Below are 23,220 nucleotides of genomic sequence, written 5' to 3' on the forward strand. Positions count from 1 at the left end.
GTTTCAGGTACTGAATTAGAGAGATATGATTGTTTGGTTGAAATTATAGATAAAAATCAGAAGTCACAAAAAATTGCTGTTAAACAATGGTGGCAGTAACAAAATCTTTTTTTTAGTAACGGAGGCAATAGCTGAACAAGGGGTTGTCGTTTCGGCAACTTTTATTGTGTAACCATGTTAATGTTTAATGTTGATAGTCAATATTTAATGACTAATTAAGATTAGCCAAATTTTCAACTAATGAGTTTTATGGAGGTGGTTTTGTGTTTAAAGAATTTAGTAAAGGTAGGGTACAAATTGAAAATAGCCTTTCAGAAAAGGAGGTTAATGAACTCGCAAATAATAAAGGGTTAGAAGTGATTCAGTTTTCAGAGCCTATTGAAGACAGTACATTTGAAATATTAGATAACATACTCTTCTCAATCCGTGATGATGTTGTGCTTCGTGCATATGGCTTTTATAGTAAAGTTTGCGATTTGAAATTTCTCTTAAAGATGCCTAACCTTGCCCGATTCTATGTTGAATGTCATGGCGAAGTAGAAAATTTGGATAATATAGCTACACTAGAGCATTTAAAAGAACTAAATGTGAGTATTTTTAGTCTTGATAACTTTAACATTCTGGCGAAAGTTCCTGATACTTTAGAAGTACTAATATTAGGTCAAACCAGTTCAAAAAAGCCTGACTTAGAAGTTATTAAAAGGTTTTCTCAGCTTAAAACTCTATTTAACGGAGGTCACACTAAGAATCTTGATGTCATTAAAGAGCTTAAAAACATTGAAGATTTAACTCTAAGTTCTATCACAACTAAAAACGTAGATTTTTTAGTGCCGTTAGAAAGAATGTGGTCTTTAGATATTAAATTAGGCGGAATTAAAGATTTTTCTGCTATTGAAGGTATGGATAACATTAAATATTTAGAGCTATGGCAAATAAGAGGACTAAAAGATATTTCCTTTATTTCAACTTTAAAAGGGCTTCAATATCTGTTCCTTCAATCGTTGCCAAACATTGAAGTTATGCCATCCCTTAATGAGCTTGTGAAACTAAAAAAAGTTGCATTAGAAAACATGAAGGGGCTAAAGGATATAAGTAGTTTAGAACACGCCCCCTCCTTGGTAGAGTTTACACATTGGTCTGCTATGAATATGAGCGTTGAAGACTATACTCCATTACTTAAAAATTCGTCATTAAAAAGAGTGTCTGTTGGATTCGGAAGCGATAAAAGGAATAAACAGTTCAAAGAATTAGCAGCTAATTACAGAAAGAACGATGAAGGTTGGTGGGGGGAATTCCCATACGAATAAAAGGTGACTATGTGAAATAATGTACTTAAACAAACGAATGCTTTACTTGAATAAGTTTGATGTATAAATGGAGGGAAAACAATGAAAAAATGCATGTTAGGCTTTATATGTACTACTTTTGTTTTATTGTTGTTAATGACTGGTTGTAATCAAAAGCCAGATATAGACATCAGTGAATCATTGAGCGATTGGCGAGAAGAATTTAGGGAATATGAAGAAGTAGATACTGTTGCTGCTGCATTTGATGGGAGTGATATTAAGCTTAGGATTATGGTAGAAGGACATCCGACAGAGGAGGAAGCAATAAAGTTATTCAGAAAAATGGAAGCCAGTATTGTTAATCATTCTAATTATTCAGCCGTATGGGATTATTATAACGGGCATTTTTCTATTATAAATTATGATAATGGTGTTATATATGAAGCAACCAATCTTATCGGTGATGATTTAAAAATAGTGTCTAAATGATAGTGAAGGAACAGAATTCTAATTTTTGACTAACGGAGTGCGTATGTTGAAGAAGAAAAACGAAAAACAACAAAGCCATTTGTTGCGCAGTACAACGAAACTGCGCAACAAATAATTCTGTTGTAAATGAACAAGTTTTTTATCGTTTGCACCATTGCGCAAGACTAGAGTTTCCTAAATTTTTTCAATGCTTGGGTGTTTATTAGGTATAACAGTAATGCATAGGCGATTAAGCCGATAATATAAGGCCAAATTTGAAAGAAACTATCACCATAGACCATGACACCTTTAATCGCTGCCGCGCCATAATAGATGGGCATAATGTAAGCTAGATTTCCGAGGTGGTAAGGCATCAAGTCTAAAGGAATCAACCCCGAGAAAAACACTTGTGGAATGATGGTAAACGGGATCATTTGTACTACTTGCAGTTCTGAACTAGCAAAAATTGAAATCGTAGCACCAAATGAAACGGCTGTCACGGCTAATAAAACCATCGTGAGTAAAACCCAACCAATGTTCCCCACGGAACTTAATTGCAGGACATAAATAGAATAAAGAACAATAAGAATGGCTTGAATTACTGCAAAAACACCATATCCTAGCGTATAACCAAGAATAACCTCCCACCGTTTAATTGGCGTCATTAATAACCGTTCCAATGTCCCGCCACTTCGCTCTCTCACAAGTGCCATCCCTGATATGATAAACACTAAGAAAAAAGAGAATAAGGCAAGAAACACATAGCCGAGGGAATCGAAAGTAGATTGTCCTTGTGTCCCATAAACATAGGACATATTTAATTTTGCTGAAGGATTTAAGGCAGCCAATGCTGTTTGGATCTCTCTTGCCGCCTTCGCCCCTTTAGGACTAGTTTCATACATTGTAATATTCATACCCGAACTTTGTGAGATGGTTAAAATGGCATCCACATCATGATTGTTTTTCAAATAGTTTTTTGCATGTTGGGCGTCGTTGTTTGTAATGCTTAATACATTCAAATCTTGTTCTTCCAGAGCAGTAACGAGAGCATCTGGCATCGTATTTTTATCAATTCCTACTGTCGGCACGTAATCTGAATCTCCCAATAAAAAATACACAAGAGTCAAAATCAATAGTGGGGCAACTAAGATCATCATGACGCTTCGTTTGTCATTTATTGTTTGACGGATGACACGTTTGGCTAGATAAATCATGTTACAGCACCACCTTTCGACTCATTTGAAGCAATGAAAAACAGTTCCTCTACTCTTCCGTTTTTAGTTTTTTCAAGTAGATTTGTAACGGTATCAAATTCAATCAAGGAGCCATTATAAATGAGTGCTGCTTTATCACACTCGGTCACTTCATCCATCACATGCGTGGAAACAATAATGGTAGTTCCAGAATTTTTAATTTCTTTAAATTGGTCCCAAATTTTACGACGTAACACGGGATCGATTCCAACTGTCGGTTCATCTAGGAACAATATTTTAGGAGAATGTAGTATTGCTGCAGCAAGCGAAAGTCGTTTTTTCATACCTCCAGAAAAATGTTTTACCAATTTTCTTCGATGCTCTATTAAATTGACTATTGTCAGTACTTCATCGATACGCTTTTCCAATTTACCTTTATCAATATGGTAAAGTCCTCCAAAAAAGTTCAAATTGGCTTCGGCAGATAGATCGTCATATAACGCATCGTTCTGAGGCATAAATCCAACCTTTTCTAACATTTCTATATTTGGCATAAGTACATTTTCGAATTGAATAGACCCTTGATCAGTAGAAATTGCGCCAATCATCAGACGAATTAATGTTGTTTTTCCCGAACCAGAAGGGCCAAGCAAACAACATATTTCTCCTGACGGAATCGTGAACGTAACATCTTTTATGACTTGGTTTTTATCAAAAGTTTTACTGACATGCAAGACCTGAATATTCATCGTAGTTTCCTCCTCAACAAACATAAGAACGATAATGATGTATCAAATAATTTCTTTTCACTCCTTTATATTTTCAGTTAAAATAATAAACAACGCGTCGTTTTGTTGCATACATAAATTATAATTTCTGACTAAAAGCTATACAATAATCAAAAAGACAGGATGTGTCGTTTAACCGACACTATCGATGATCGTGTTCAAAAAAATTTAAAAAGGAAATGGAATGAGGGATATGAGTTCGGATTTACGTGTCATTCGTACAAAAGAATCTATTAAAAATGCATTGATAGAATTAATAGAAGAAAGAGGTTTTGAGGCGATTACCGTTAAAGACATAACAACTAAGGCAAAAATCAACCGTGGTACCTTTTATAGCCATTATCAGGATAAGTACGATCTAATGACCAAATGCGAGGAAGAGTTGGTCAAAGAAATGGAAAACAAGATTATAAAAAACATTCCAATAGTCATTGCAGATTTAGAAACAAACTCTCCGAATACATTGCCATTTACCATTCTTATTCCATTTTTTGAATTCATAAACCAAAATAGAGGACTTATGAAAGCTTTATTGGGTCCAAAAGGTGACTTATCGTTCCAAACAAAATTAAAAGTATTTATGCTTAAAGCCCTATTTGATAATAACAAGAATTCTATTTTTAAGCAGGATAACCTTCTTGTCCCACCAGAATATTTAATTTCTTATATTGCTTCAGCACATATAGGTGTTATTCAAGAATGGCTAAATAGTGATCGAGGTGAGTCACCACAAGAGATCGCTCGGATTATATCGACGATGACCATAAATGGTCCATTCTTTGCGGCAGGGGTAAAAAAGTAAATCGAGGGAAGTGGGGCAGTACCTGTTTAGGGGGGACTGTCCCTTATTTATTTGCATGCTGAACTTCCCTAGAGTCTTGCAGGGTAACAAATTGAATTAGACAGACATATATTTAATTAATATTCAAACGATCACTTGACTGTTAGAATAGGTGGAGATAAACTAACATTAAAATGAACGTTTGAATGAGGGGGTAAGTTGATGAGGAAAAAAGATGATGTCTGTGAAGTGTATTGTTTTGACGAAGAGAAGGTTGCAATTCGAAAAGCTGATTTAGAGCGACAAAAAACTCTTCCGGTTGCCCAAATTTTTAAAGCCTTGGCTGATGATACTCGTATTAAGGTAGCGTATGTTCTATCCAAAGAAGATGAATTATGTGTTTGTGATGTTGCCAATATAGTTGGCTGTACGACGGCTACAGCTTCGCATCATTTACGTTTATTAAAAAACCAAGGTTTAGCTAAATACCGAAAAGAAGGGAAGCTAGTTTTTTACTCGTTAGATGATGATCATGTCCGTCAACTAATTGAGTTAGCGTTTATTCATAGTATGGAGGTAAAATAAATGAAGCAGTCCGAACAGAAATTAGTCTATAGAGTGCAGGGTTTTTCCTGAGCTGGTTGTGCTGCTCAGTTTGAGCGGAATGTAAGAAATATTAGTGGCGTTAAGGATGCTATGGTTAACTTCGGTGCTGCAAAGTTGACGGTAATAGGAGATGTTTCTATTCCTGAGCTTGAAAAAGCGGGTGCTTTTGAAAATCTGAAAATCATTCCGGAAAATCAACGTTTTGAGGTAGAAAAGAAACCTTTTTATATAAAGCATTGGAATGTGATCTTAGCGGTACTTTTCCTTATTGCGGGCTGGTTCATTGGTAGACAGCTTGGTGAGGAAAATGTTATTTCAACCGTGGCGTTTGCAGGCTCGATCTTAATAGGGGGATATAATCTATTAAAAATCGGTTTGCTAAATTTAATCCGTCTCCAATTTGATATGAAGACGTTAATGACCGTTGCAATTATTGGTGCCGGTGGGATTGGTGAATGGGGTGAAGGTGCGGCAGTTGTTATTTTGTTTGCGATAAGCGAAGCACTTGAAACCTATTCGATGGAAAAAGCGCGGCAGTCCATTCGCTCGTTAATGGACATTGCCCCAAAGGAAGCATTCATTCGTCGTGGACTTGAAGAAATCGTTATTCCAGTTGAAGAGATCGAAGTAGGAGATGTGATGATTGTAAAGCCTGGTCAGAAGCTTGCGATGGATGGTGTTGTCGTCAAAGGAACTTCTTCTATTAATCAAGCCGCAATTACCGGGGAGTCAGTTCCAGTTGCAAAAGCGATTAAAGATGAAGTGTATGCAGGGACTCTTAACGGAGAGGGGTTACTTGAAGTTAAAGTGACAAAAACCGTAGAAGACACAACGATTGCCAAAATCATTCATCTAGTCGAAGAAGCTCAAGCTGAACGGGCACCTTCACAAGCGTTTGTTGACCGTTTTGCGAAATATTACACGCCGACGATTATGGTGTTTGCGTTGGGTGTAGCAATCTTTCCGCCAATCGTTATGAATGGAGAATGGGCAGAATGGATTTACCGAGGGTTAGCTGTGTTAGTCGTAGGTTGTCCTTGTGCTTTAGTTATCTCAACGCCAGTCGCGATCGTTACTGCGATTGGAAATGCAGCAAGGCATGGCGTACTAATTAAAGGTGGAGTTCACTTAGAACAATCGGCGACACTTTCAACGATCGCCTTTGATAAAACGGGAACATTAACGAGAGGGGTTCCTGAAGTTACTGAATTTGTCAATCTGAGTGAAATTGATGAACATGTAATTTTAGCGATTGCCGCTGCTTTAGAAAAAGGCTCTGAGCATCCTTTAGCTTCTTCAATAGTCAGAAAAGCAGCTACAGAACAAATCGAATTTACTTCAATTGAAGTAGATGAATTTATTTCTATTACAGGTAAAGGTGTAAGAGGAGCGATTAATCAGCAGTTATTCTCGATTGGTAGCCCAGGCTGGTTTAATGACTTAATGACAACTGATGTCTTAAATAAAATTCACTCACTTCAAAAGCAAGGGAAAACAGTTATGGTTTTAGAATCTGAACGTAAGATATTAGCATTGTTTGCTGTTGCTGATGAAGTTCGTAAGCAAAGTAAGGATGTCATTGAAAAATTACACAAAATTGGCATTCAGAAAACAATTATGTTAACAGGTGATAATCAAAATACGGCACAAGCAATCGGTGAGAAATTAAGTGTAACTGAAATCCACGCCGAATTACTCCCAGAACAAAAATTAGCTTTTATTAAAAAGCTTCGATCTGAAGGTGGCCGTGTTGGGATGGTCGGTGACGGTGTTAATGATGCACCTGCATTAGCTGCTTCAACAGTTGGGATAGCTATGGGAGGTGCAGGAACAGATACTGCCTTAGAAACGGCCGACATTGCCTTAATGGCCGATGATCTTAGTAAACTACCTTTTATGATCCGTTTAAGTCGAAGAACGTTGCGGATTATTAAAGAAAATATTTCGTTTTCGATTGGCATTAAAATCGTCGCTCTGCTATTGATTATTCCAGGATGGCTAACACTATGGATGGCAATTTTTGCCGACATGGGTGCTACTTTAATTGTAACGGTAAATAGCTTGAGGTTATTACGAACGAAAGAATAGTAGATAAATAGAAAACAATTTTACACTCGTATTGAATAACATTTTATACAAGATTTTTTAATTTAGTAGTATAATAGTGAGACGTGATACAGCAATTAAACGCTCTATTTGATAATAAAAGATCGAGGTGGAACATGTCGAAAAGAAGTAGTAATCCTATGAAACCATTAATTTTAATAACCGTCGCCATATTTATTTTAGTAAGTGCAATTGTTGTTTTAGATCATTCTCAGAACAATAAAAGCGGAGATGTTGCCTTAGCAAGTCACCCTCCTATTGAAAATCAACCAACACTTGGTGACCTTGATGCACCTGTTTCCGTTGTTGAATTTGGCGATTATAAATGCCCAGCTTGTAGAGAATGGAATGAATCTATTTTTCCTCTATTAAAAAAGGATTTCATTGATACAGGAAAAATTAGATTTTCTTATATAAATGTACTATTCCATGGAGACGAATCCTTTTTAGGGTCGCTAGCAGGAGAGGCGATATGGAAACAAGACCAAGAAGCCTTTTGGGCCTTTAACAAAGCACTTTATCAAGAACAACCACCTCGGCAAAGTCATGATGACTTTTGGATTACAGTCGAAAAAATAATGGAAGTTGCGCAAAATTCTGCTCCAAACATTGACTTAGCCCTACTTGAAGAGGATATCATCAATATGACGTATCAAGACGCAGTGCTTCTTGATGACCAACTAGTGGATCAATTCAAAGTGAATCAAACCCCAAGTATTATAATTAATGGAACAATGGTTGAAAATCCATTTGATTATGACAAGATTAAAGAGCTTATTGAAGGAGGATTAGGAAATTAATGTCCGTCAAACGTTCGGTCCAATTTCTTTATTTCGCCTGGCTTGTTTCAATGATTGCCACATTTGGAAGTTTATATTTTAGCGAAATTCGTTTTTTTCTTCCATGTGAACTCTGTTGGTATCAGCGGATTGCGATGTATCCATTAGTGATTATTCTAGGTGTTGCAGCTTTTACAAATGAAACAAAAATAACGAAGTATGCATTGCCTTTTTCGATCATAGGTAGCATGATTGCTTTCTATCATTATTTGCTTGAAAAAGTACCGGGATTCGCAACTGTAAAACCGTGTTCAAAAGGGATTCCTTGTGACGTCGCCTGGATTAATTGGTTTGGTTTTATTACGATCCCATTTTTAGCACTTGTTGCCTTTATTTTAATTACAGTGTTTTTATTAATAAGTCGAAAACTTGCTTCGAAAGATGAAAACTAGCTATTTAACAAACTCACATAAAGATCGCTTTACTCACTATGAGTAGAGCTTTTTTTTATGTATTAATTGAATGGTAATTTATGTTAAGATTAATTGGTAATTATTTAACTTGTCTTAAGCAAACCAGTTTGATTTTCTTTAGGGGAGTGGAATTAGACAGATCTACATTTAATATGCTTTTACCTTCTGGTCAAGGAAACAGAATTTTTGTGGGGAGAATATAAAGAGATAGATAACTAAACTTGGAGGGATGTTGTTTGAATATCGCTTTTTTTATTCTTATATTTTTACTTTTAATAGTTTTTACGTTTGTGTTCATCTGGTTGTTGAAAAACAAAATAAGAAGATGGATTACACTAGTAATTACTTTACTGTTAGTTTTATGGTTTGGACTTACATATATACCACATAGTGTGGTGAGCATCGAGCCAGAGAAAGTCTCAAAAATAACTGTGTTTAATGGAGGCACTGGAAATTCAATTGATATCACGAATAGAGCGGATATTGACTATATGATCAATAATTTAAACGGAGTGACATTTCAAAAAGGAAAATCATCCTTTGGTTATTTGGGGTATAGCTTTAGAACAACGATTTACAATCAAAAAGGAAAAGCAGTGAAGGAACTAATTATTAATTCATCGGATAAGATTAGTTACAAGGGCTTTTTCTACACCGCTAAAGATCGTTCCATTGATTATGATTATATAGACAATTTATTTGATTAAGTTTTGCGGGCATATTATTTCATTTGAAGCAGATTTAATGTCCACCCCGTTGAATTGGGGAAGGTTTCAAATTCGAATCGATCTGTAAAATTTCGAATTCGTATACAAAATCAGGGTTGTAAATATGGTAAAGCACACACGAGGGGATAAGTCGAATGCAAACAGAAACGAAAACCAAAAGGTTGTGGTTGGATGTATGGGAGATTGAGGAATTAGAGACGTGGTTTGCCGATATGGCCCTACAAGGGTGGCATTTATCAGAATTGCGATTTGGACGCGCTATATTTAAAAAGGGTAAGCCCCAACAAAAAAAATACCGTTGTGATACTTTTAAAATCAATGAGCTAATTGAAAAGAGTAAGCTTGAAGAAAATCTAGATTTAGGTTGGCAGTATATCGGTTCTTGGGGATATCTTCATGTTTTTTGTGAAGGAAAAGATCCTGAAATACAAGAAATTTATCCTGACTCCAGAAAACACGCAGACTCATTAGCAATTCTAAAAAGAAGTGTAATTAATCGTGCTTTACTGGGAACGTTGCTTGTATTATGTTATTTCGTGTTCCAATGGCAACTTCTTCAAAATTTTCTGGTTAATAATTATCTTGATAGTTATTTTGCACTTCAATTATTGATTGCTACATTCATATGCTTCCCTATTTTACATATGTATTTAGGTGTTTATCGCATTTCAATACTAATGAAAAAGTTACGGCAAGGAAAGGGATTGAATCACAATAGTAACTACAAAAAAAAGTTAAAGAGGCGTAAATTTATTGTGGTTAATTTTATTATCATTGTTTCGATTTTCATAGTTACTAGTTTCATTGGCTTAGGAAGTTCCGATCGTTATCAAGCAATTCCAGAAGATTATGTTCCCGTCGTTACACTTTCGACGATTCTTGAAAAAGAAGGATATAGTGATATTGAATATAGAAATGATCGAGATCGATATTCAGAAAACTCAAGTATTCTCGTTCCTAAGCAGTACGAATTACACCAAAGTGCTGAGGGCTGGTTGAATGGAGTTGGTCCGTATCAACCATCGATTTGGTCGAAAAGGTATAAAGTAAGAACAGAGTGGCTTGCAAAAATGTTTGTAAGTAGCATAGTCGAACAAAACACGAACTATCATGGCGCTTATGAGCTTGTAAACGATCCACAATTTGATGAGTTATGGCTTAAAGATGATGAAGTTGTGTCTTCATTTATTGCACGAATTCGCAATGAAGTGTTTGTAGTTGATTACTATGGAATGGAATCAGTAGAGGTCATTCTAGGACATAGCTTTTGGCTTCAAGAAAAATAAGAGGTTATGTGTCATTAGCAAATCCCATTGCAATTATTTTAAAGGCGAGCAGACTATGAAATCAAAGGCATTTAAGGATGAAAATTTCTGAACATATGAATTACGTTTAAGACAATGGTTAATGATTAATTAGTATTAGTAATAAAAAGGAATGGGTTATTAAATATATTGGAGAGGAGAACTGAAAATGAATGAAAGACCAGAAACAAATAGACTAGCAATAATAGCTTTAACGCTTGGTATTGTCTCGATTTTTGTCCCATTGATAGGGATACCATCAGGTGTTGTTGGAATTTTTATGTCAATCGCTGCAAAGAAAGAGATCGCAAGAACGAATGGATATGGGGATAGCTTTGCAACAGCTGGATTAATTTGTAGCATCATTGGACTTTTATTCCAACTCATCCTTATCCTAATAGGCGTGTTATCTTTTTACTCAGAACCAATTGGTGGATAAATTCCACGATTTGCGGGGGAGTTTCCTTTTTCAATCAAAAAAAGGAGGAAATTGTATGAACAATAAACGTTTCATTAGTTATGTTAGCTTAATTACGCTACTAATCTTTTTTGTATCCCCAAGTCATTCGTTTGCCACCTCGTGGGCTTATCCATTAGTTGTTTGGGAAGGGTACACGTATGAAGTGATAGATGAACCTGTAACTGAAATAGATCGTAAAATTGGAAAAGTTACGAAGTATTCAGATATGGAAACTTATCCAGGAAACTTCTCAAATGCCTATAAGAAAGGGACTACCTATTATTCTATTAAAGATGTTTCTACTGATGAGGCAATTGCAGTTCAAGTAGAGAATGGAACATACGTAAAGGCAATTAGAAGAGGAGAATATCTTGGCGGTTCAACGAGTACGATTAATTCGCAGAGTCCGTTTCTAGTAGTTGGAGGTTTTTTAGCTGTAGCTTTTCTCCTTACAGCTTCCATTCTATACGTTAACAGATATCGGAACAGAAAATAGAGGTGTTATCCATAGCCGCCAGTGATGGCGGTTTAACTTTATAAAAAATTTTTTATTTAATGTAACGAAATCACTTTTTTTCGGATATATGGAGTGAAGGGAGGGGAAGCCTTGGGCGATATTTCCAATATATATAACCACTATGCCAATGAAGTGTTTAAATACCTGATGTGCCTTTGTCGTGATCCTGATTTAGCTGAGGAATTAACACAAGAGACATTTTATCAAGCTGTAAAATCTATTCATAGATACAACGGTGAGTGCAAAATGTCGGTCTGGTTATGTCAAATAGCCAAGCATTCCTACTATAAGTATGTGGAAAAGAACAAAAAGCAACAAATACTTCAGTCTCAAGAAAGTTGTTCTATTTCTCCTGAAACCGAGCTCATTAAATCCGAGGATAAAATTTCTTTATTCCGTCAAATACATCAACTAAATGAGCCATATAAAGAGGTTCTCCTTTTACGATCATTAGGTGAGTTAAGTTTTCGGGAAATAGGCGAAGTTCAAGGTAAAAATGAAAACTGGGCTAGAGTAACCTTTTATCGGGCAAAAATGAAACTTAAAGAAGGGGGGACTGATCATGACGATAAAATGTGAAGTGGTTCAAGACTTACTTCCATTGTATATTGATGATCATTGTAGTAAAGAGAGTCGAGAACTGTTAGATGTACATATTCAATCTTGTGATGCATGTAAAACTGTTTTAAAAACAATGCAGGACGAACTTCCACTAGGTAACGAAAGTGAAAAACTAAAGGGGCTAGAGGCCAAAAAACCATTTAAGAAACTTAGAAATATGGTGATTACATATGTTTCTATCATAACTAGTATCTTAATCATTGTGTTAGTTGGTGGTTATCTATATCTGACTAATGTTACCCATAATGAACTAAATGTTGCAATAAGTTCGATAGATGTAAGTGATCATGAAATAAATGTTGTCGGTAGTAGTACAAATAGCGCCAATGGTTACAATGGTTTTGACTATCAAATTGAAGGAGATTCGCTCTATTTGCAGCTCAAATATACGACTCTAGTGAGTAGTAGAAACCCTTCAGGAGATTTCGAAATTACGATTAACGAAAATTTTACAAACATAAAAAAAGTTTATATTGAAGGTGAAAAACAGGGTTACTTATTACTTGTATGGGAACGGTAGGTTAACTACGTTTTTCACCAGATTGGAGTGTAGCTATGATCTTTCATGAAGTAATAGGAATACAGGAAGTAAAAGATACTCGGATAAAATATAGAGAAGCGGTGAGAGCAGTCATCATTCAAGGCGATAAAATTTTACTCGTTCAATCTAATTTTGGCGATTATAAATTCCCTGGTGGTGGTGTCGAGAAAAATGAAAATCATCTTGAAGCACTCACTCGTGAAGTAACAGAAGAGACAGGTTATCGTCATGTGATTGTTGGTGAAAAAGTCGGTATTGTTACTGAAAGAATGATAGATGAATACGACAAAAGTGCCGTCTTCGAAATGACATCACACTATTATTTGTGTGAATTAGTAAATAAAGAAAAAGGTAGTCAACAATTAGATGAGTATGAACTAGAGCAAGAATTTACACCTCACTGGGTTGAATTTGCGGATGCGATTACTAAAAACAAAGAAGTCATAAGGTACTCAAAGCAACGAAGATGGATACACCGAGAAAATTTTGTTTTAGAGGAACTGGTGAAATCTTTTTCAATTAGGTAGTTAACAACTGCGCATTCCATAGGTTAACGAGGGAATTAGGCTAGTATTCTCAATCGCAGGAGAGTGAGAAAGTGAGAAAAATAATAGTGGTTTCTATCTTATTGATAGTTGGTTTATCATTGGTTTGGTACACGTTTCCAAAAACACATTCACACACACTACAAGGCGTCTCATATCAATTAGGGAATGAAGAATTTGTAGAAAAGGTAACTATAAAAATTGATGGGAAGTTTAAGAAGAGTCTAACGGGTGAGAGAACATTCAAAGGTACAATCGATATTGAAGGGGAAGATATCCCTGTTCCTTTAGAAGAAAGAACGTTGGAACTTGTCTTTAATGATAATATCTTTAAAGATGATTATTTCGCGAGTATAGTCTACTCATCTGTTAAAAATGCAGTGCCGCGGTTATATTCCTATGGTTTTATCTTTATAAACAAAGATTTCACCCAGTTAACAATTGTAAAATTCAATAAAGATAATGGTGAGGATTTTGGAGGGACATGGTCGGCTTATGATGGTCTAATGATTACTGCACCAGTGGATACTAGAGAACAAGCTTTGAGCATTTCCAATGCGTTAATGAGTGGTTTTTTGGAAGAACGAGGAGAAACTTTAGAGTAGTTACTGACCTAGTAGCAGTCTTCGTAAATATGAGGTACAGAAATTTTAGCGGATTGCTAGCTATTGTATCGTTCCATATGTAACAAAAGTCAGCAATATTGGGTACAAAGATCTGCAAATGGTTAAACATTCAAAACCTTTTCTAACCATTTACTGGTTATCTCCAATATTGCTAAACTATTTAATTATTCGTTAAACCATGCTAAACCAATTGTTCCTTCGCCGGCGTGAAGCGTAACAGCTGAAGATAATGGGCCAATTAACACTTTGTGATCAGGGTAGGATTGAAGAATTCTTTCTTTCCACTCCAAGGCTTTTTGATCGGCATTTGCATGTAAAATATAGATCTCGTTTAATGAAGACCGTTGCATCGCTTGGTCTAGCATTTCAAAAATTCGGTTAGTTGCCTTGGCATCTGATCTTTTTTTCTCAAAAATGCCTAACTTTCCATCCTCAAATGTAATAATCGGCCTTATATTTAATAGACTCCCTATTAAGTAACGAAGTCCTGTCAATCGACCACTGCGCTGAAGTTGTTCAAGACTACCTACTAATACATAGGCCTCAACACTATTAGCTATCGCTTGTAATTTTTGAACGATTTCTTCAATTTCTATTCCTTGGTTATTGAGAGTGATGCCTCTTTCTATTAAACCCGTTAGAGGATATGATAACATCTTCGAATCAACAATGTTAAAGTTGAGACCAACGACTTCTGCTGCTTGTTCGCACGATGAAATAGTGCCACTTAAGGCTCTAGAGATATGAACAGCGATGACTGCGTCATAGTTTTCTTTTAACTGTTGAAACAAACTGACAAAATCACCAATTGCAGGTTGTGACGTTTTAGGTGGAGTAGTGAACGTTTTTAATTTAGGGTACAACTCTTCCTCTGAAAGATCTACTCCATCACGGTATTCTTGTCCATCTAATACTAAAACTAGCGGAACGGAATAGATGTCTTCTTTTCCAAAAAAGTCATTAGGAATGTAAGCAGAACTATCAGTGACCCATGCAATTTTCTTCATAAATATCCTCCCAACTATTCTTTTTAACAATCTATTACAATATTATAGATTCTATGAATAATTTCCTTTATATTATTTAAAAAGGTTCTCATAATTTAGAATATTTTAACTATCATATTAATAAGTGGGAAGGAGGAAATAAAAATGGACTATATTCTATTAATATTATTTCTAATTGCGAGTTACTTGTTAGGTTCAGTTCCGTTTGCGTTAATTGTCGGGAAAGTGTTTTATAAAACCGATATTCGAGGACATGGTAGTGGGAATCTTGGCGGTACAAATACGTTCCGTGTTTTAGGGAAAAAGGCCGGGCTGATCGTAGCCCTTGGCGATGTTTTAAAAGGGTCGCTTGCTGCAAGTCTACCGATCCTGTTTGGGAGTGACCTCAATCCCCTAATTATCGGTATTCCTGCAGTGATTGGCCATTGCTATCCTATTTTCGCGCAGTTTAAAGGTGGAAAAGCAATGGCAACTTCAGGAGGAGTTTTGTTAATCGCAGACCCCGTGTTGTTTTTAATTATGTTTGTTTGTTTTTTACTATTTCTAAAGCTAACCAAAATTGTTTCTTTATCTTCAATGATCTCAACCGTAATTTTTCATGCAATTATCATTTGGCAAGGGGAAATAGCAGCAGCCTTGGCGACCCTATTCCTTCTAGTTTTCATTTTCTACAGACACCGTGAAAACATCGCACGAATTGTCGGGAAAACCGAACCGAAAATCAAATGGCTTTAGGGTTCCACATCCATTTAGGTGCCAGGCACCTTAAATTATTTAAGGTGCCTGGCACCCTAAATGGACAAAAACAATAAAAATGTTCATGTGGGGTGGACATTTTTATGTGGATAAGACTTACAAACAAGGTTATTGCCTCTAATTTGAAATTTTCTGAAACCTTCTGTTTTTTTAATCGTATATGTAAGTGGAAAACGAGTGAAATGGAGGGATGTTCATTGGTAAGATATATTGCTTTAGTATTGCTTGTTTTAGCACTTGAACTAGGCTTACTAATTGGTTTAGCATTTTACTTTAATATAAGCTTGTTAACTATGATGTTTTTTGGTGCTACATTTTTCGTGTTTTTTGCTTTTTTAATAAGTTCTTCGGGAGATATGTTATCGAAAAAACAAGAACTTGCAGCTTTTCAGGCATCTGGAGGCACGCATATACCAAAGTACGAAAAGTTAACTTTAAGATTTGGTCCGTTTTTAGCAGGCTCAATCCTTTGTTTGCTAGCGTATTTTGCGATGACGTATTTTATGTAAAATTATACCGTGATGACTACAAAAAAGGAACAAACTCGTGATCCAAGGTTGTTCCTTTTTTTATCCGTTAGTTGAAATTCCCACTTAAAGCATATTCCCATTCTTCTTCAATGTCATCGTAACGATAATTTAAATTTCCTAACTTCCATTTATTATCTCTCTCGGCGAACCACAATTGAACACCTTTTTTTACTTTCTTTTCGCCATTTTCTATGAAGACTAAATCTACTGTGCCCACTGGATATGTGTCATCTAGATCAACTCGTAATTTTTTGTAATCAACAAGATAAATACCTTGTTCCGCTAAATCCTTTACTCGTTGAATCCATTTCTTTTTACCCTCTTCATACGAGATGACTGGCTCTAAATCTGACGCTTTATCATAAAAATAAACACTTTCAAACGCTTCATTATAGTTTTGGTCAATCACATTGTCTAAAACACCTTTAACAGCATTCCTCGCTTGTATCTCGTCTATGAAACCAGGTACAAGCGCATAAGCCAATAGAGCAATTACCAAACCTACAACACTGATGGCTAAAATTTTTTTCATCGGGTCACCCTCTCCAAATTACCTTTATTTACTAAAAAACTTCTGAAAAAATCCTGTTCGTTCGTCTTATAAGGATAACCAGATAAGAAACTAATTTTGGTTTACCTTTTTAAGTGAACAAACACCACAAATAAAGATACTACAAAAAGTAGTTTTTTTCCTTCTTTTTTCTTTTATTAAAGCCACAAACTGTACGAGATGAGCCAATTAACAATACATCAGTAAATTAAGCTATGTTAAAGCAGAAGCAGGGACTTTCCAATGGGATGTGGAATAATAAGTAAACGGCGCATTGATGAAGAAGGAAGTACAACCGCAACAGCTTGCTCAATTAGAAACAGCATTCTTTAAGAGGATTTCTTTAATAAACAGCTGTCAAACGACGACTAACCATCGTCGTTTCATGTAAAAAGGATTACACAGAGGTGATATCATGGAGTTAAAAAATAGGTTAGAGCCAATTGAAGCAGCAAAAAGGTTTATCAATAGGTATTTTCCGGATTGCGATGTGGCAATATTGGCTGGAAGTGTGGTTCGTGGTGAGGCAACAGACAGCTCTGACCTGGACATTATCATTTTTGATCAGGAACAGCCTTTTTCTTATAGGGAATCAATCGTTGCATTTAATTGGCCAATCGAAGTTTTTGTACATAATTTTAGTTCTTATCAAGATTTTTTCAAAAGTGATTGCCAAAGAGCGAGACCGTCTTTACCGCGAATGGTCTCAGAAGGAATCACGCTAAAAGACAACGGAATGGTTTCAAACATAAGGAAAGAAGCAAATGAACTTTTAGCGATCGGTCCAGAAAAATGGTCTGAAGAGACGATAAAATTAAAAAGATATTTTATCACAGATGCACTAGACGATTTTATTGGTGCTTCTAATAGAGCCGAGGAAGTATTGATTGCGAACACTTTAGTAGAACTAGTAAGCGAATTTATTTTAAGAACGAACGGTCATTGGGTTGGTGCCTCTAAGTTGAGGATACGGGCGCTCAAACAATATAATGAACCTTTTGCAGTACGGTTTTTTCAGGCATTTGATGAATTTTATACAGTCGGCATTAAAACTGAGGTTGTGAAACTAGTTGATGAAGCATTAGAACCGTATGGCGGCCGGTTGTTTGAAGGTTTTTCTTTAGGGAAAAGGTTGATGGAGTAGTCAATGGCGTCAGTCCGCAAAAAGAAGTATCGATTGGCTGAATGAAATTGGGATAATATCATACTAGAGCGGTCTAATAGTCGTACGCCGGTTGATTTATGTTGGTGAACCTCATTGACGCGAGCTAATCTTAGCTCGTTATTTTTTGTCGATCGAATTTTGTGGTACTCATAGAAAAAACGTGGTGAGAGGAATTGTTAATAAATTTTTAAGATAATGAAACTTATTTTCTAGTTTTTCGTCTTAGGGGTAATAGAAAAATGAGGTGAGAGGAAATTGAATAATCTCGATTATCAGGACAGGGGTGAACCTGTAGATAAAGATGCATGGCTAGAAGAAGTCATGGATGAGTATGCTGAGAGACTTACAAAGTTAGCCTATAACTATTTAAAAGATTGGAGTATGGCTCAAGATGTCGTTCAGGAGGTATTTGTTACTTGTTATGAGCAATTTGAAATAATAGATACGATCAGATCGCTAAAAGCTTGGCTTTTTCGAATAACTATTAACAAATGCAAGGATGTTTTACGAAGTTCACTTTTCAAAAAAGTCGTAGTTAACTCTAATTTATTTAGTTTATTCACAACGAGAGATTTGTCACCTGAAATGAACTTAATTAAGCGTGATGAAGACGAAACTCTATCGATGTGTGTGCTATCGCTCCCTATTAAATACCGCGAAATTATTATTCTTTTTTATTATGAGGAATTATCGATAGAAGAAATTAGTGAAATGTTAAAACTCAATAGTAACACGGTTAAAACAAGGTTAAATCGCGGACGGATGAAACTCAAAAATGTGATTGAGGGGGGTGAGTTGAATGGAAAATAAACTGAAAAGTCTTCGTAAGGCGATGGATTCAACGACCCATAAAGGGACTCACTTTACAGAGGAACATCGTAACAATGTTAGAAAAAGAGTTGCGAGCAAAAAGTTTACAAAACCGACTCGTTCACATCATTTTTTTAGATATGGTTTAACAGCTGTGGCTATGTCGATCTTAGTCTTGTTATTTACAACTGAGTTAATAGGAAAACCGGATGTTCCGGCAAATCAGAGATCTGGAGCGTTTAAAACGCAAGTTCAATTGGTAGAAGCAATGTTAACCGAAATTGAGCAGGGAACCATTGACCAGTTAACGATACCCGCTACTGCGTTAGAAAGAATTCGAGGTTACTATGACTATATGAATTCTTTGAACTCTCAATATAATCAAAGTGTCCTTGTTCATGGAGTCACGGAAAATAAAGTCGATGTTTTACTAAGGGTTGATAAATATTCAAAGGAAAACAACGACCATCTAGCTTCTGAGCGAGCGGGCTTTTTCGTTTATTTAGATAAGCGTGATGGAAATTGGGAAATTGTCGAAGTGGAATTTTATTATGAGGACTTCAAGTGGAATGAAAAAGGCGAAATTTTGACAGAAGAGCAAGTTTTGAACGATGCGATTCATTTTTTAACTTTAATAAGGGAAAAGGACATTGAGACTCTCACTCAATTTTGGCTTGAGGACCATTTTATAAATCGTGAACAAAACGTTTTTGACCCGAAAGTACTGAAGGAACAAATGGTGGATATCGTCAGACTTTATCATGAAGTCATCGATTTTAGCAAACCTCTTGAAGTAAAGCTGCTAAATGATCAAGCAGGCGATAGTAACCAAATTCAAATTATGAACATGCATAACAGGGAAGAGGACTTTGCCCTTGCCGATGGCTCGTATGAAGATTTTGCGATTATGTACACGAACGGGCGACCATCTTTTCAAAGTTATATTTTTATGAATTATCCAAGAGCGCAAAAGGCGATCTCTGCGTATTTGCAGGCAATTAAAGACAAGGATAAAGAGAAACTAGTGTGGTTGCTTACTGAAGATGATGTGCAGTTTCCTTATGAACTAACAGAAGAAGTTCTTACGAAATACAATAAACAGTTTGAGGTTCAATCACTTGCTGCTGAGATTGTTCGTTATAGCCCTGAAAAACACTTCGTTGTAAATGTAACAGATAAACTTAATAATGCATATTAATTTAACATTGTTTTTAGTGATGGTTTAATGGCGATAAGAGATGATAACATCCCGAGTATGTCGGCTACTAAATAAGAGAGGGTAACTATTATGTGTGATATGCATATGCATCAGGAATAATATGGCGGAGGATAATTATATGAAAAACGTTCGAAAAAAAACGATAATGATAATCGCGCTTTTTGTTAGTTTGCCTTTCATAATGATTGGAACGGATTACAGTTTAGCTTTAGCGGATAAATCACCGATTTTTTCAGTACGAACGGCGATTTATAAAGACGGTGGAACGCAGTTGTTTGTTGGTTTAGGCTACAAAGTTATTAATTATAACGAATTAGATGGACGGACCGATGTAGAATTTATTCCTTTTTTTGCAGGGGGAGAGGAAGAAGAGGAAGTAACAACAAATTCAAACGAAACGAAAACCGATGATCTGGATCTACTCATTTCAGATTATATAGTTTATTACAATAAATATAAATATTTTCCTACAGAGAAGCAATTTGAAGTACATCATATTTATGGTACCGAGGAAATTGATGGCCTTGTTGAAGTTTATTTATATTCACTTTACACGGGATTTAATCGGGCAACTAAGGACGAGGGACAATCAGGAAGATCTGGTCCAGCGCTTGTTAAGTTAAAAAAGACGAATGATGGATATTCAGTCGTAGAATATAAAGAACCAGGTGATGGTGATATGTATGTGGAGTCAATCTACGAAATGTTTCCTGATAATTATGCAGAACAAGCCATTAATGATACTGATAATGTTAGAAAAAAACTAGACGAACAGATAAAGGCAAAAGTTGCGGATTGGTTAGCGGAAGGTAATTGATCATTTTGCCTTCTGGGTGCCAGGCACCTAAAAGGCAAAAATCACATTTAATAAATATAAAACTACGTCAATTGCTGCTCGGCAAATTCGCGATACAGCGAATGGGAGTTTACTAATTCTTTATGAGTGCCAACTCCGGTGATTTCGCCTTTTTCAATAAAAATGATTTTATCTGCATTCACAATCGTTGATAAGCGATGGGCGATGACAAAAGTTGTCCGCCCTTCCATGAGTCGTGTTAAGGCTTGCTGAACATTGCCTTCTGACTGACTATCTAGGCTTGCGGTTGCTTCGTCCATCATGAGAATTTTTGGATCTCTTAAAAAGGCACGGGCAATTGCAATCCGTTGTTTTTGTCCACCTGAAAGTTTAATTCCTCGTTCACCGACTTCAGTATCTAGCTTCTTAGGGTAGTCTTGAATAAATTGATCAGCATAAGCCATCTTGGCTACTTCCCATAAGCGGTCATCATCAACATTTTCCTCTAACCCATAAGAAAGATTTTCACGGATTGTTCCTGCAATCATCGGACTATCTTGGGAGACATAGCCGATCTGACTTCGCCAAGAAGCTAATGTTAGCTCTTTTATCGGCGTACGACCGATCATGATTTGCCCACTTGTCGGTTCGTAAAAACGTTCTATTAGCCCAAACATCGTCGTTTTTCCACCGCCGCTTGGTCCTGCAAAAGCAACCATCGTTCCAGGCTGTACAGTAAACGATACATTTTTAAGTACAGGTTCTTCCTCGCTATAACCAAAAGAGACATTTTCGACGTGGATCTCCTTATTCGTAATATCCATTTCACCTCCATCTTGACCCTCCTCTGAATCAAGTTCCAAGATATCGATAATGCGTTCTGTAGCGCCCTTTGCTTTTTGAAGCTGTGTGAAAAACATAGTAAAGGCCGTAATCGGCATAATGATTTGGAACAAATAAAGTAAGAATGCCACGAGAGAGCCCGTAGGCATCGACCCTTCAGCAACGCGAATCCCACCATAACCAATGATAATGACGATGACGACCATGATCACTAGTTGCATAAGCGGGCCAATGAGAGCGAGTATTTTTGACTCTTTTAAACCAAAGGAAAATAAATTTCCAATGCCTTGCATCCCTTTGCGTTCTTCCATTACTTCGGCATTTGAAGCTTTCATCAGGCGGATTTCACTAAGTGTTTGTTGCACTTTTCCTGAGAATGATGCTGTTTCATCTTGTAAGCCACGGGCTATTTTTCTCATTTTCCTACCAAGTGGAATCATGATGGCAAACGTAATAGGAACCGAAATGAGCATTAACAGTGTCATTTTCCAATCCATAATCAAAAGGATCGTTACTGCACCGATAATTGAGATAATTCCAGTAATGAACTGAGGAAAATGCTGCGAGATTAAATCCTTCACAATACCAGTATCGTTGACGACGCGACTTACAGATTCACCACTCGTTTTTTTGTCATAATAGCTTACCGGTAAACGAATAAGCTTGAAAACCATCATTTGACGTAATTTAGCAACGATTTTCTGACCAACATAAGCAAGTGAATAGGTCGCTAAACCTTGGATGATCGCTTTTAGAATAAAGACGACACCAATCGTAATAAAGAGGGTAATACTTAAAGCTTCTACAGAGAAACCATCGACCATTTCCTTTGTTAATAAAGGAATGGTAAGACCAAATAAGGTGTTAATTAAACTGCCTATTAACCCCAAGGTTAATGCTACTTTAGGAATTTTCGTAGATAAAATAAGTGAAATAAACGGTTTGAGACTATCTTTTTCAGACTTTTCCATTGTTTTGCTCCTTAAAAAATGATTGTGTTCATTATAACTTAGCTGTATCAAGGAATTCTAATTTTATAACTAAAAACTTTTTAGGGTGCCTGGCACCTATATTGAAAAATGAAGTAAAGATAGATAGGGAAATGGAAGCAAAAAGATCATGGGAATAATGAGCAAAAAAGGGAAACTAATTAGCACAATAATTAATTAGTATCCCTTTTTAGGATGAGAAGAAGAAAAGTAGTCTGAACCTGAGCTATGTTCGGACAGGATCAGGCTGAGAAGAAGAAAAGTAGTCTGAACCTGAGCTGGGTTCGGACAGGATTAGGCTGAGAAGAAGAAAAGTAGTCTGAACCTTGGGTGGGTTCGGACAAGATTAGGCTGAGAAGAAGAAAAGTAGTCTGAACCTTGGGTGGGTTCGGACAAGATTAGGCTGAGAAGAAGAAAAGTAGTCTGAACCTTGTGTGGGTTCGGACAAGATTAGGCTGAGAAGAAGAAAAGTAGTCTGAACCTGAGCTGAGTTCGGACAGAATTAGGCTGAGAAGAAGAAAAGTAGTCTGAACCTTGGGTGGGTTCAGACAGGAATAGGCTGAGAAGAAGAAAAGTAGTCTGAACCTTGGGTGGGTTCGGACAGGAATAGGCTGAGAAGAAGAAAAGTAGTCTGAACCTGAGCTATGTTCGGACAGGATCAGGCTGAGAAGAAGAAAAGTAGTCTGAACCTGAGCTGGGTTCGGACAGGATTAGGCTGAGAAGAAGAAAAGTA

The 23,220-nt window shown here is 36.3% G+C and carries 26 protein-coding genes; 21 read left to right on the forward strand and 5 right to left on the reverse strand.

The window, feature by feature from the left end:
• Positions 1–263 precede the first annotated feature (263 nt).
• Entirely contained in the window at positions 264–1,307 is a 1,044-nt protein-coding gene (locus tag ACK4M9_RS21795) for a hypothetical protein (protein ID WP_409854880.1), read from the forward strand.
• An 81-nt stretch (positions 1,308–1,388) separates the two neighbouring features.
• Positions 1,389–1,775: an IolE/MocC family protein gene (locus ACK4M9_RS21800; protein WP_409854881.1), complete on the forward strand. Its 387-nt coding sequence runs from the start codon at positions 1,389–1,391 to the stop codon at positions 1,773–1,775.
• A gap of 164 nt (positions 1,776–1,939) precedes the next feature.
• On the opposite strand, the gene ACK4M9_RS21805 is transcribed toward ACK4M9_RS21800, so the two are convergent.
• Positions 1,940–2,968, reverse strand: coding sequence for an ABC transporter permease (locus ACK4M9_RS21805; protein ID WP_409854882.1), 1,029 nt, complete (start codon positions 2,966–2,968; stop codon positions 1,940–1,942).
• The gene (locus tag ACK4M9_RS21810) at positions 2,965–3,696 is read right to left on the reverse strand and encodes an ABC transporter ATP-binding protein (RefSeq protein ID WP_409854883.1); all 732 of its coding nucleotides are present in this window, start codon (positions 3,694–3,696) and stop codon (positions 2,965–2,967) included. Before ACK4M9_RS21810 ends, ACK4M9_RS21805 begins: the two co-directional genes overlap by 4 nt.
• Positions 3,697–3,919: 223 nt before the next feature.
• Between ACK4M9_RS21810 and ACK4M9_RS21815 the strand changes: the two genes are divergently transcribed.
• From ACK4M9_RS21815 to ACK4M9_RS21875, 13 genes are all read left to right on the forward strand, one after another.
• Positions 3,920–4,537, forward strand: coding sequence for a TetR/AcrR family transcriptional regulator (locus tag ACK4M9_RS21815; protein WP_409854884.1), 618 nt, complete (start codon positions 3,920–3,922; stop codon positions 4,535–4,537).
• A 201-nt stretch (positions 4,538–4,738) separates the two neighbouring features.
• Positions 4,739–5,101 (forward strand): ArsR/SmtB family transcription factor, encoded by a 363-nt coding sequence (locus ACK4M9_RS21820; RefSeq protein ID WP_409854885.1) that lies wholly within the window; start codon positions 4,739–4,741, stop codon positions 5,099–5,101.
• The gene (locus tag ACK4M9_RS21825) at positions 5,102–7,210 is read left to right on the forward strand and encodes a heavy metal translocating P-type ATPase (RefSeq protein WP_409854886.1); all 2,109 of its coding nucleotides are present in this window, start codon (positions 5,102–5,104) and stop codon (positions 7,208–7,210) included.
• 158 nt (positions 7,211–7,368) lie between these two features.
• A complete protein-coding gene (locus tag ACK4M9_RS21830) occupies positions 7,369–8,028 on the forward strand; it encodes a DsbA family protein (protein WP_409854887.1) in 660 nt (219 codons plus the stop codon).
• Positions 8,028–8,459 (forward strand): disulfide oxidoreductase, encoded by a 432-nt coding sequence (locus ACK4M9_RS21835; RefSeq protein ID WP_409854888.1) that lies wholly within the window; start codon positions 8,028–8,030, stop codon positions 8,457–8,459. The genes ACK4M9_RS21830 and ACK4M9_RS21835 overlap by 1 nt, the downstream gene beginning before the upstream one ends.
• A gap of 257 nt (positions 8,460–8,716) precedes the next feature.
• Entirely contained in the window at positions 8,717–9,187 is a 471-nt protein-coding gene (locus ACK4M9_RS21840) for a hypothetical protein (RefSeq protein WP_409854889.1), read from the forward strand.
• A 155-nt stretch (positions 9,188–9,342) separates the two neighbouring features.
• Positions 9,343–10,494, forward strand: a complete 1,152-nt coding sequence (locus tag ACK4M9_RS21845) for a DUF2812 domain-containing protein (RefSeq protein ID WP_409854890.1) — start codon at positions 9,343–9,345, stop codon at positions 10,492–10,494.
• A gap of 187 nt (positions 10,495–10,681) precedes the next feature.
• On the forward strand, positions 10,682–10,951 hold the full coding sequence (locus ACK4M9_RS21850; protein WP_409854891.1) for a DUF4190 domain-containing protein: 270 nt from the start codon (positions 10,682–10,684) through the stop codon (positions 10,949–10,951).
• 55 nt (positions 10,952–11,006) lie between these two features.
• Positions 11,007–11,468 carry a hypothetical protein gene (locus ACK4M9_RS21855; protein ID WP_409854892.1) on the forward strand — a complete coding sequence of 154 codons (462 nt, stop codon included), beginning with the start codon at positions 11,007–11,009 and terminating at the stop codon, positions 11,466–11,468.
• 93 nt (positions 11,469–11,561) lie between these two features.
• Entirely contained in the window at positions 11,562–12,068 is a 507-nt protein-coding gene (locus tag ACK4M9_RS21860; RefSeq protein ID WP_409854893.1) for an RNA polymerase sigma factor, read from the forward strand.
• Complete coding sequence (locus tag ACK4M9_RS21865) at positions 12,052–12,630, forward strand: zf-HC2 domain-containing protein (RefSeq protein ID WP_409854894.1); 579 nt, start codon at positions 12,052–12,054, stop codon at positions 12,628–12,630. Before ACK4M9_RS21860 ends, ACK4M9_RS21865 begins: the two co-directional genes overlap by 17 nt.
• Before the next feature lie 35 nt (positions 12,631–12,665).
• Positions 12,666–13,178 carry an NUDIX domain-containing protein gene (locus ACK4M9_RS21870; protein WP_409854895.1) on the forward strand — a complete coding sequence of 171 codons (513 nt, stop codon included), beginning with the start codon at positions 12,666–12,668 and terminating at the stop codon, positions 13,176–13,178.
• Positions 13,179–13,249: 71 nt separating this feature from the next.
• Positions 13,250–13,801 (forward strand): hypothetical protein, encoded by a 552-nt coding sequence (locus ACK4M9_RS21875; protein WP_409854896.1) that lies wholly within the window; start codon positions 13,250–13,252, stop codon positions 13,799–13,801.
• A gap of 185 nt (positions 13,802–13,986) precedes the next feature.
• Here the strand turns inward: ACK4M9_RS21875 and ACK4M9_RS21880 are convergent, their stop codons facing one another.
• Positions 13,987–14,829: a DegV family protein gene (locus ACK4M9_RS21880; RefSeq protein ID WP_409854897.1), complete on the reverse strand. Its 843-nt coding sequence runs from the start codon at positions 14,827–14,829 to the stop codon at positions 13,987–13,989.
• Between the two features lie 144 nt (positions 14,830–14,973).
• On the opposite strand from ACK4M9_RS21880, the gene plsY reads away from it, so the two are divergent.
• Together plsY and ACK4M9_RS21890 are read left to right on the forward strand one after the other, a co-directional pair.
• Positions 14,974–15,564 (forward strand): glycerol-3-phosphate 1-O-acyltransferase PlsY, encoded by a 591-nt coding sequence (gene plsY / locus ACK4M9_RS21885; protein ID WP_409854898.1) that lies wholly within the window; start codon positions 14,974–14,976, stop codon positions 15,562–15,564.
• Between the two features lie 218 nt (positions 15,565–15,782).
• On the forward strand, positions 15,783–16,094 hold the full coding sequence (locus ACK4M9_RS21890) for a hypothetical protein (RefSeq protein WP_409854899.1): 312 nt from the start codon (positions 15,783–15,785) through the stop codon (positions 16,092–16,094).
• A gap of 67 nt (positions 16,095–16,161) precedes the next feature.
• On the opposite strand, the gene ACK4M9_RS21895 is transcribed toward ACK4M9_RS21890, so the two are convergent.
• Complete coding sequence (locus ACK4M9_RS21895) at positions 16,162–16,647, reverse strand: hypothetical protein (protein ID WP_409854900.1); 486 nt, start codon at positions 16,645–16,647, stop codon at positions 16,162–16,164.
• A gap of 433 nt (positions 16,648–17,080) precedes the next feature.
• Here ACK4M9_RS21895 and ACK4M9_RS21900 point away from each other — a divergent pair, with 433 nt between their 5' ends.
• From ACK4M9_RS21900 to ACK4M9_RS21915, 4 genes are all read left to right on the forward strand, one after another.
• Entirely contained in the window at positions 17,081–17,809 is a 729-nt protein-coding gene (locus ACK4M9_RS21900) for a nucleotidyltransferase domain-containing protein (RefSeq protein ID WP_409854901.1), read from the forward strand.
• Between the two features lie 276 nt (positions 17,810–18,085).
• Positions 18,086–18,640, forward strand: coding sequence for a sigma-70 family RNA polymerase sigma factor (locus ACK4M9_RS21905; RefSeq protein ID WP_409854902.1), 555 nt, complete (start codon positions 18,086–18,088; stop codon positions 18,638–18,640).
• Entirely contained in the window at positions 18,630–19,838 is a 1,209-nt protein-coding gene (locus ACK4M9_RS21910) for a hypothetical protein (protein WP_409854903.1), read from the forward strand. The genes ACK4M9_RS21905 and ACK4M9_RS21910 overlap by 11 nt, the downstream gene beginning before the upstream one ends.
• A 139-nt stretch (positions 19,839–19,977) precedes the next feature.
• A complete protein-coding gene (locus tag ACK4M9_RS21915; protein WP_409854904.1) occupies positions 19,978–20,676 on the forward strand; it encodes a hypothetical protein in 699 nt (232 codons plus the stop codon).
• Positions 20,677–20,738: 62 nt separating this feature from the next.
• On the opposite strand, the gene ACK4M9_RS21920 is transcribed toward ACK4M9_RS21915, so the two are convergent.
• Complete coding sequence (locus ACK4M9_RS21920) at positions 20,739–22,469, reverse strand: ABC transporter ATP-binding protein (RefSeq protein WP_409854905.1); 1,731 nt, start codon at positions 22,467–22,469, stop codon at positions 20,739–20,741.
• Positions 22,470–23,220: the final 751 nt, after the last annotated feature.

The sequence above is a fragment of the Anaerobacillus sp. genome (assembly GCF_046314235.1).
GTDB lineage: Bacteria > Bacillota > Bacilli > Bacillales > Anaerobacillaceae > Anaerobacillus.

Excerpts from the sequence above, each read along its gene's own strand:
- ACK4M9_RS21915 (WP_409854904.1), top strand. The coding sequence starts at position 19,978 with ATGAAAAACGTTCGAAAAAAAACGATAATGATAATCGCGCTTTTTGTT.
- ACK4M9_RS21855 (WP_409854892.1), top strand. The coding sequence starts at position 11,007 with ATGAACAATAAACGTTTCATTAGTTATGTTAGCTTAATTACGCTACTA.
- ACK4M9_RS21910 (WP_409854903.1), top strand. The coding sequence starts at position 18,630 with ATGGAAAATAAACTGAAAAGTCTTCGTAAGGCGATGGATTCAACGACC.
- plsY (WP_409854898.1), top strand. The coding sequence starts at position 14,974 with ATGGACTATATTCTATTAATATTATTTCTAATTGCGAGTTACTTGTTA.
- ACK4M9_RS21830 (WP_409854887.1), top strand. The coding sequence starts at position 7,369 with ATGAAACCATTAATTTTAATAACCGTCGCCATATTTATTTTAGTAAGT.
- ACK4M9_RS21835 (WP_409854888.1), top strand. The coding sequence starts at position 8,028 with ATGTCCGTCAAACGTTCGGTCCAATTTCTTTATTTCGCCTGGCTTGTT.
- ACK4M9_RS21880 (WP_409854897.1), bottom strand. The coding sequence starts at position 14,829 with ATGAAGAAAATTGCATGGGTCACTGATAGTTCTGCTTACATTCCTAAT.
- ACK4M9_RS21920 (WP_409854905.1), bottom strand. The coding sequence starts at position 22,469 with ATGGAAAAGTCTGAAAAAGATAGTCTCAAACCGTTTATTTCACTTATT.
- ACK4M9_RS21800 (WP_409854881.1), top strand. The coding sequence starts at position 1,389 with ATGAAAAAATGCATGTTAGGCTTTATATGTACTACTTTTGTTTTATTG.
- ACK4M9_RS21895 (WP_409854900.1), bottom strand. The coding sequence starts at position 16,647 with ATGAAAAAAATTTTAGCCATCAGTGTTGTAGGTTTGGTAATTGCTCTA.
- ACK4M9_RS21805 (WP_409854882.1), bottom strand. The coding sequence starts at position 2,968 with ATGATTTATCTAGCCAAACGTGTCATCCGTCAAACAATAAATGACAAA.
- ACK4M9_RS21810 (WP_409854883.1), bottom strand. The coding sequence starts at position 3,696 with ATGAATATTCAGGTCTTGCATGTCAGTAAAACTTTTGATAAAAACCAA.
- ACK4M9_RS21865 (WP_409854894.1), top strand. The coding sequence starts at position 12,052 with ATGACGATAAAATGTGAAGTGGTTCAAGACTTACTTCCATTGTATATT.
- ACK4M9_RS21850 (WP_409854891.1), top strand. The coding sequence starts at position 10,682 with ATGAATGAAAGACCAGAAACAAATAGACTAGCAATAATAGCTTTAACG.
- ACK4M9_RS21870 (WP_409854895.1), top strand. The coding sequence starts at position 12,666 with ATGATCTTTCATGAAGTAATAGGAATACAGGAAGTAAAAGATACTCGG.
- ACK4M9_RS21815 (WP_409854884.1), top strand. The coding sequence starts at position 3,920 with ATGAGGGATATGAGTTCGGATTTACGTGTCATTCGTACAAAAGAATCT.
- ACK4M9_RS21845 (WP_409854890.1), top strand. The coding sequence starts at position 9,343 with ATGCAAACAGAAACGAAAACCAAAAGGTTGTGGTTGGATGTATGGGAG.
- ACK4M9_RS21820 (WP_409854885.1), top strand. The coding sequence starts at position 4,739 with ATGAGGAAAAAAGATGATGTCTGTGAAGTGTATTGTTTTGACGAAGAG.
- ACK4M9_RS21900 (WP_409854901.1), top strand. The coding sequence starts at position 17,081 with ATGGAGTTAAAAAATAGGTTAGAGCCAATTGAAGCAGCAAAAAGGTTT.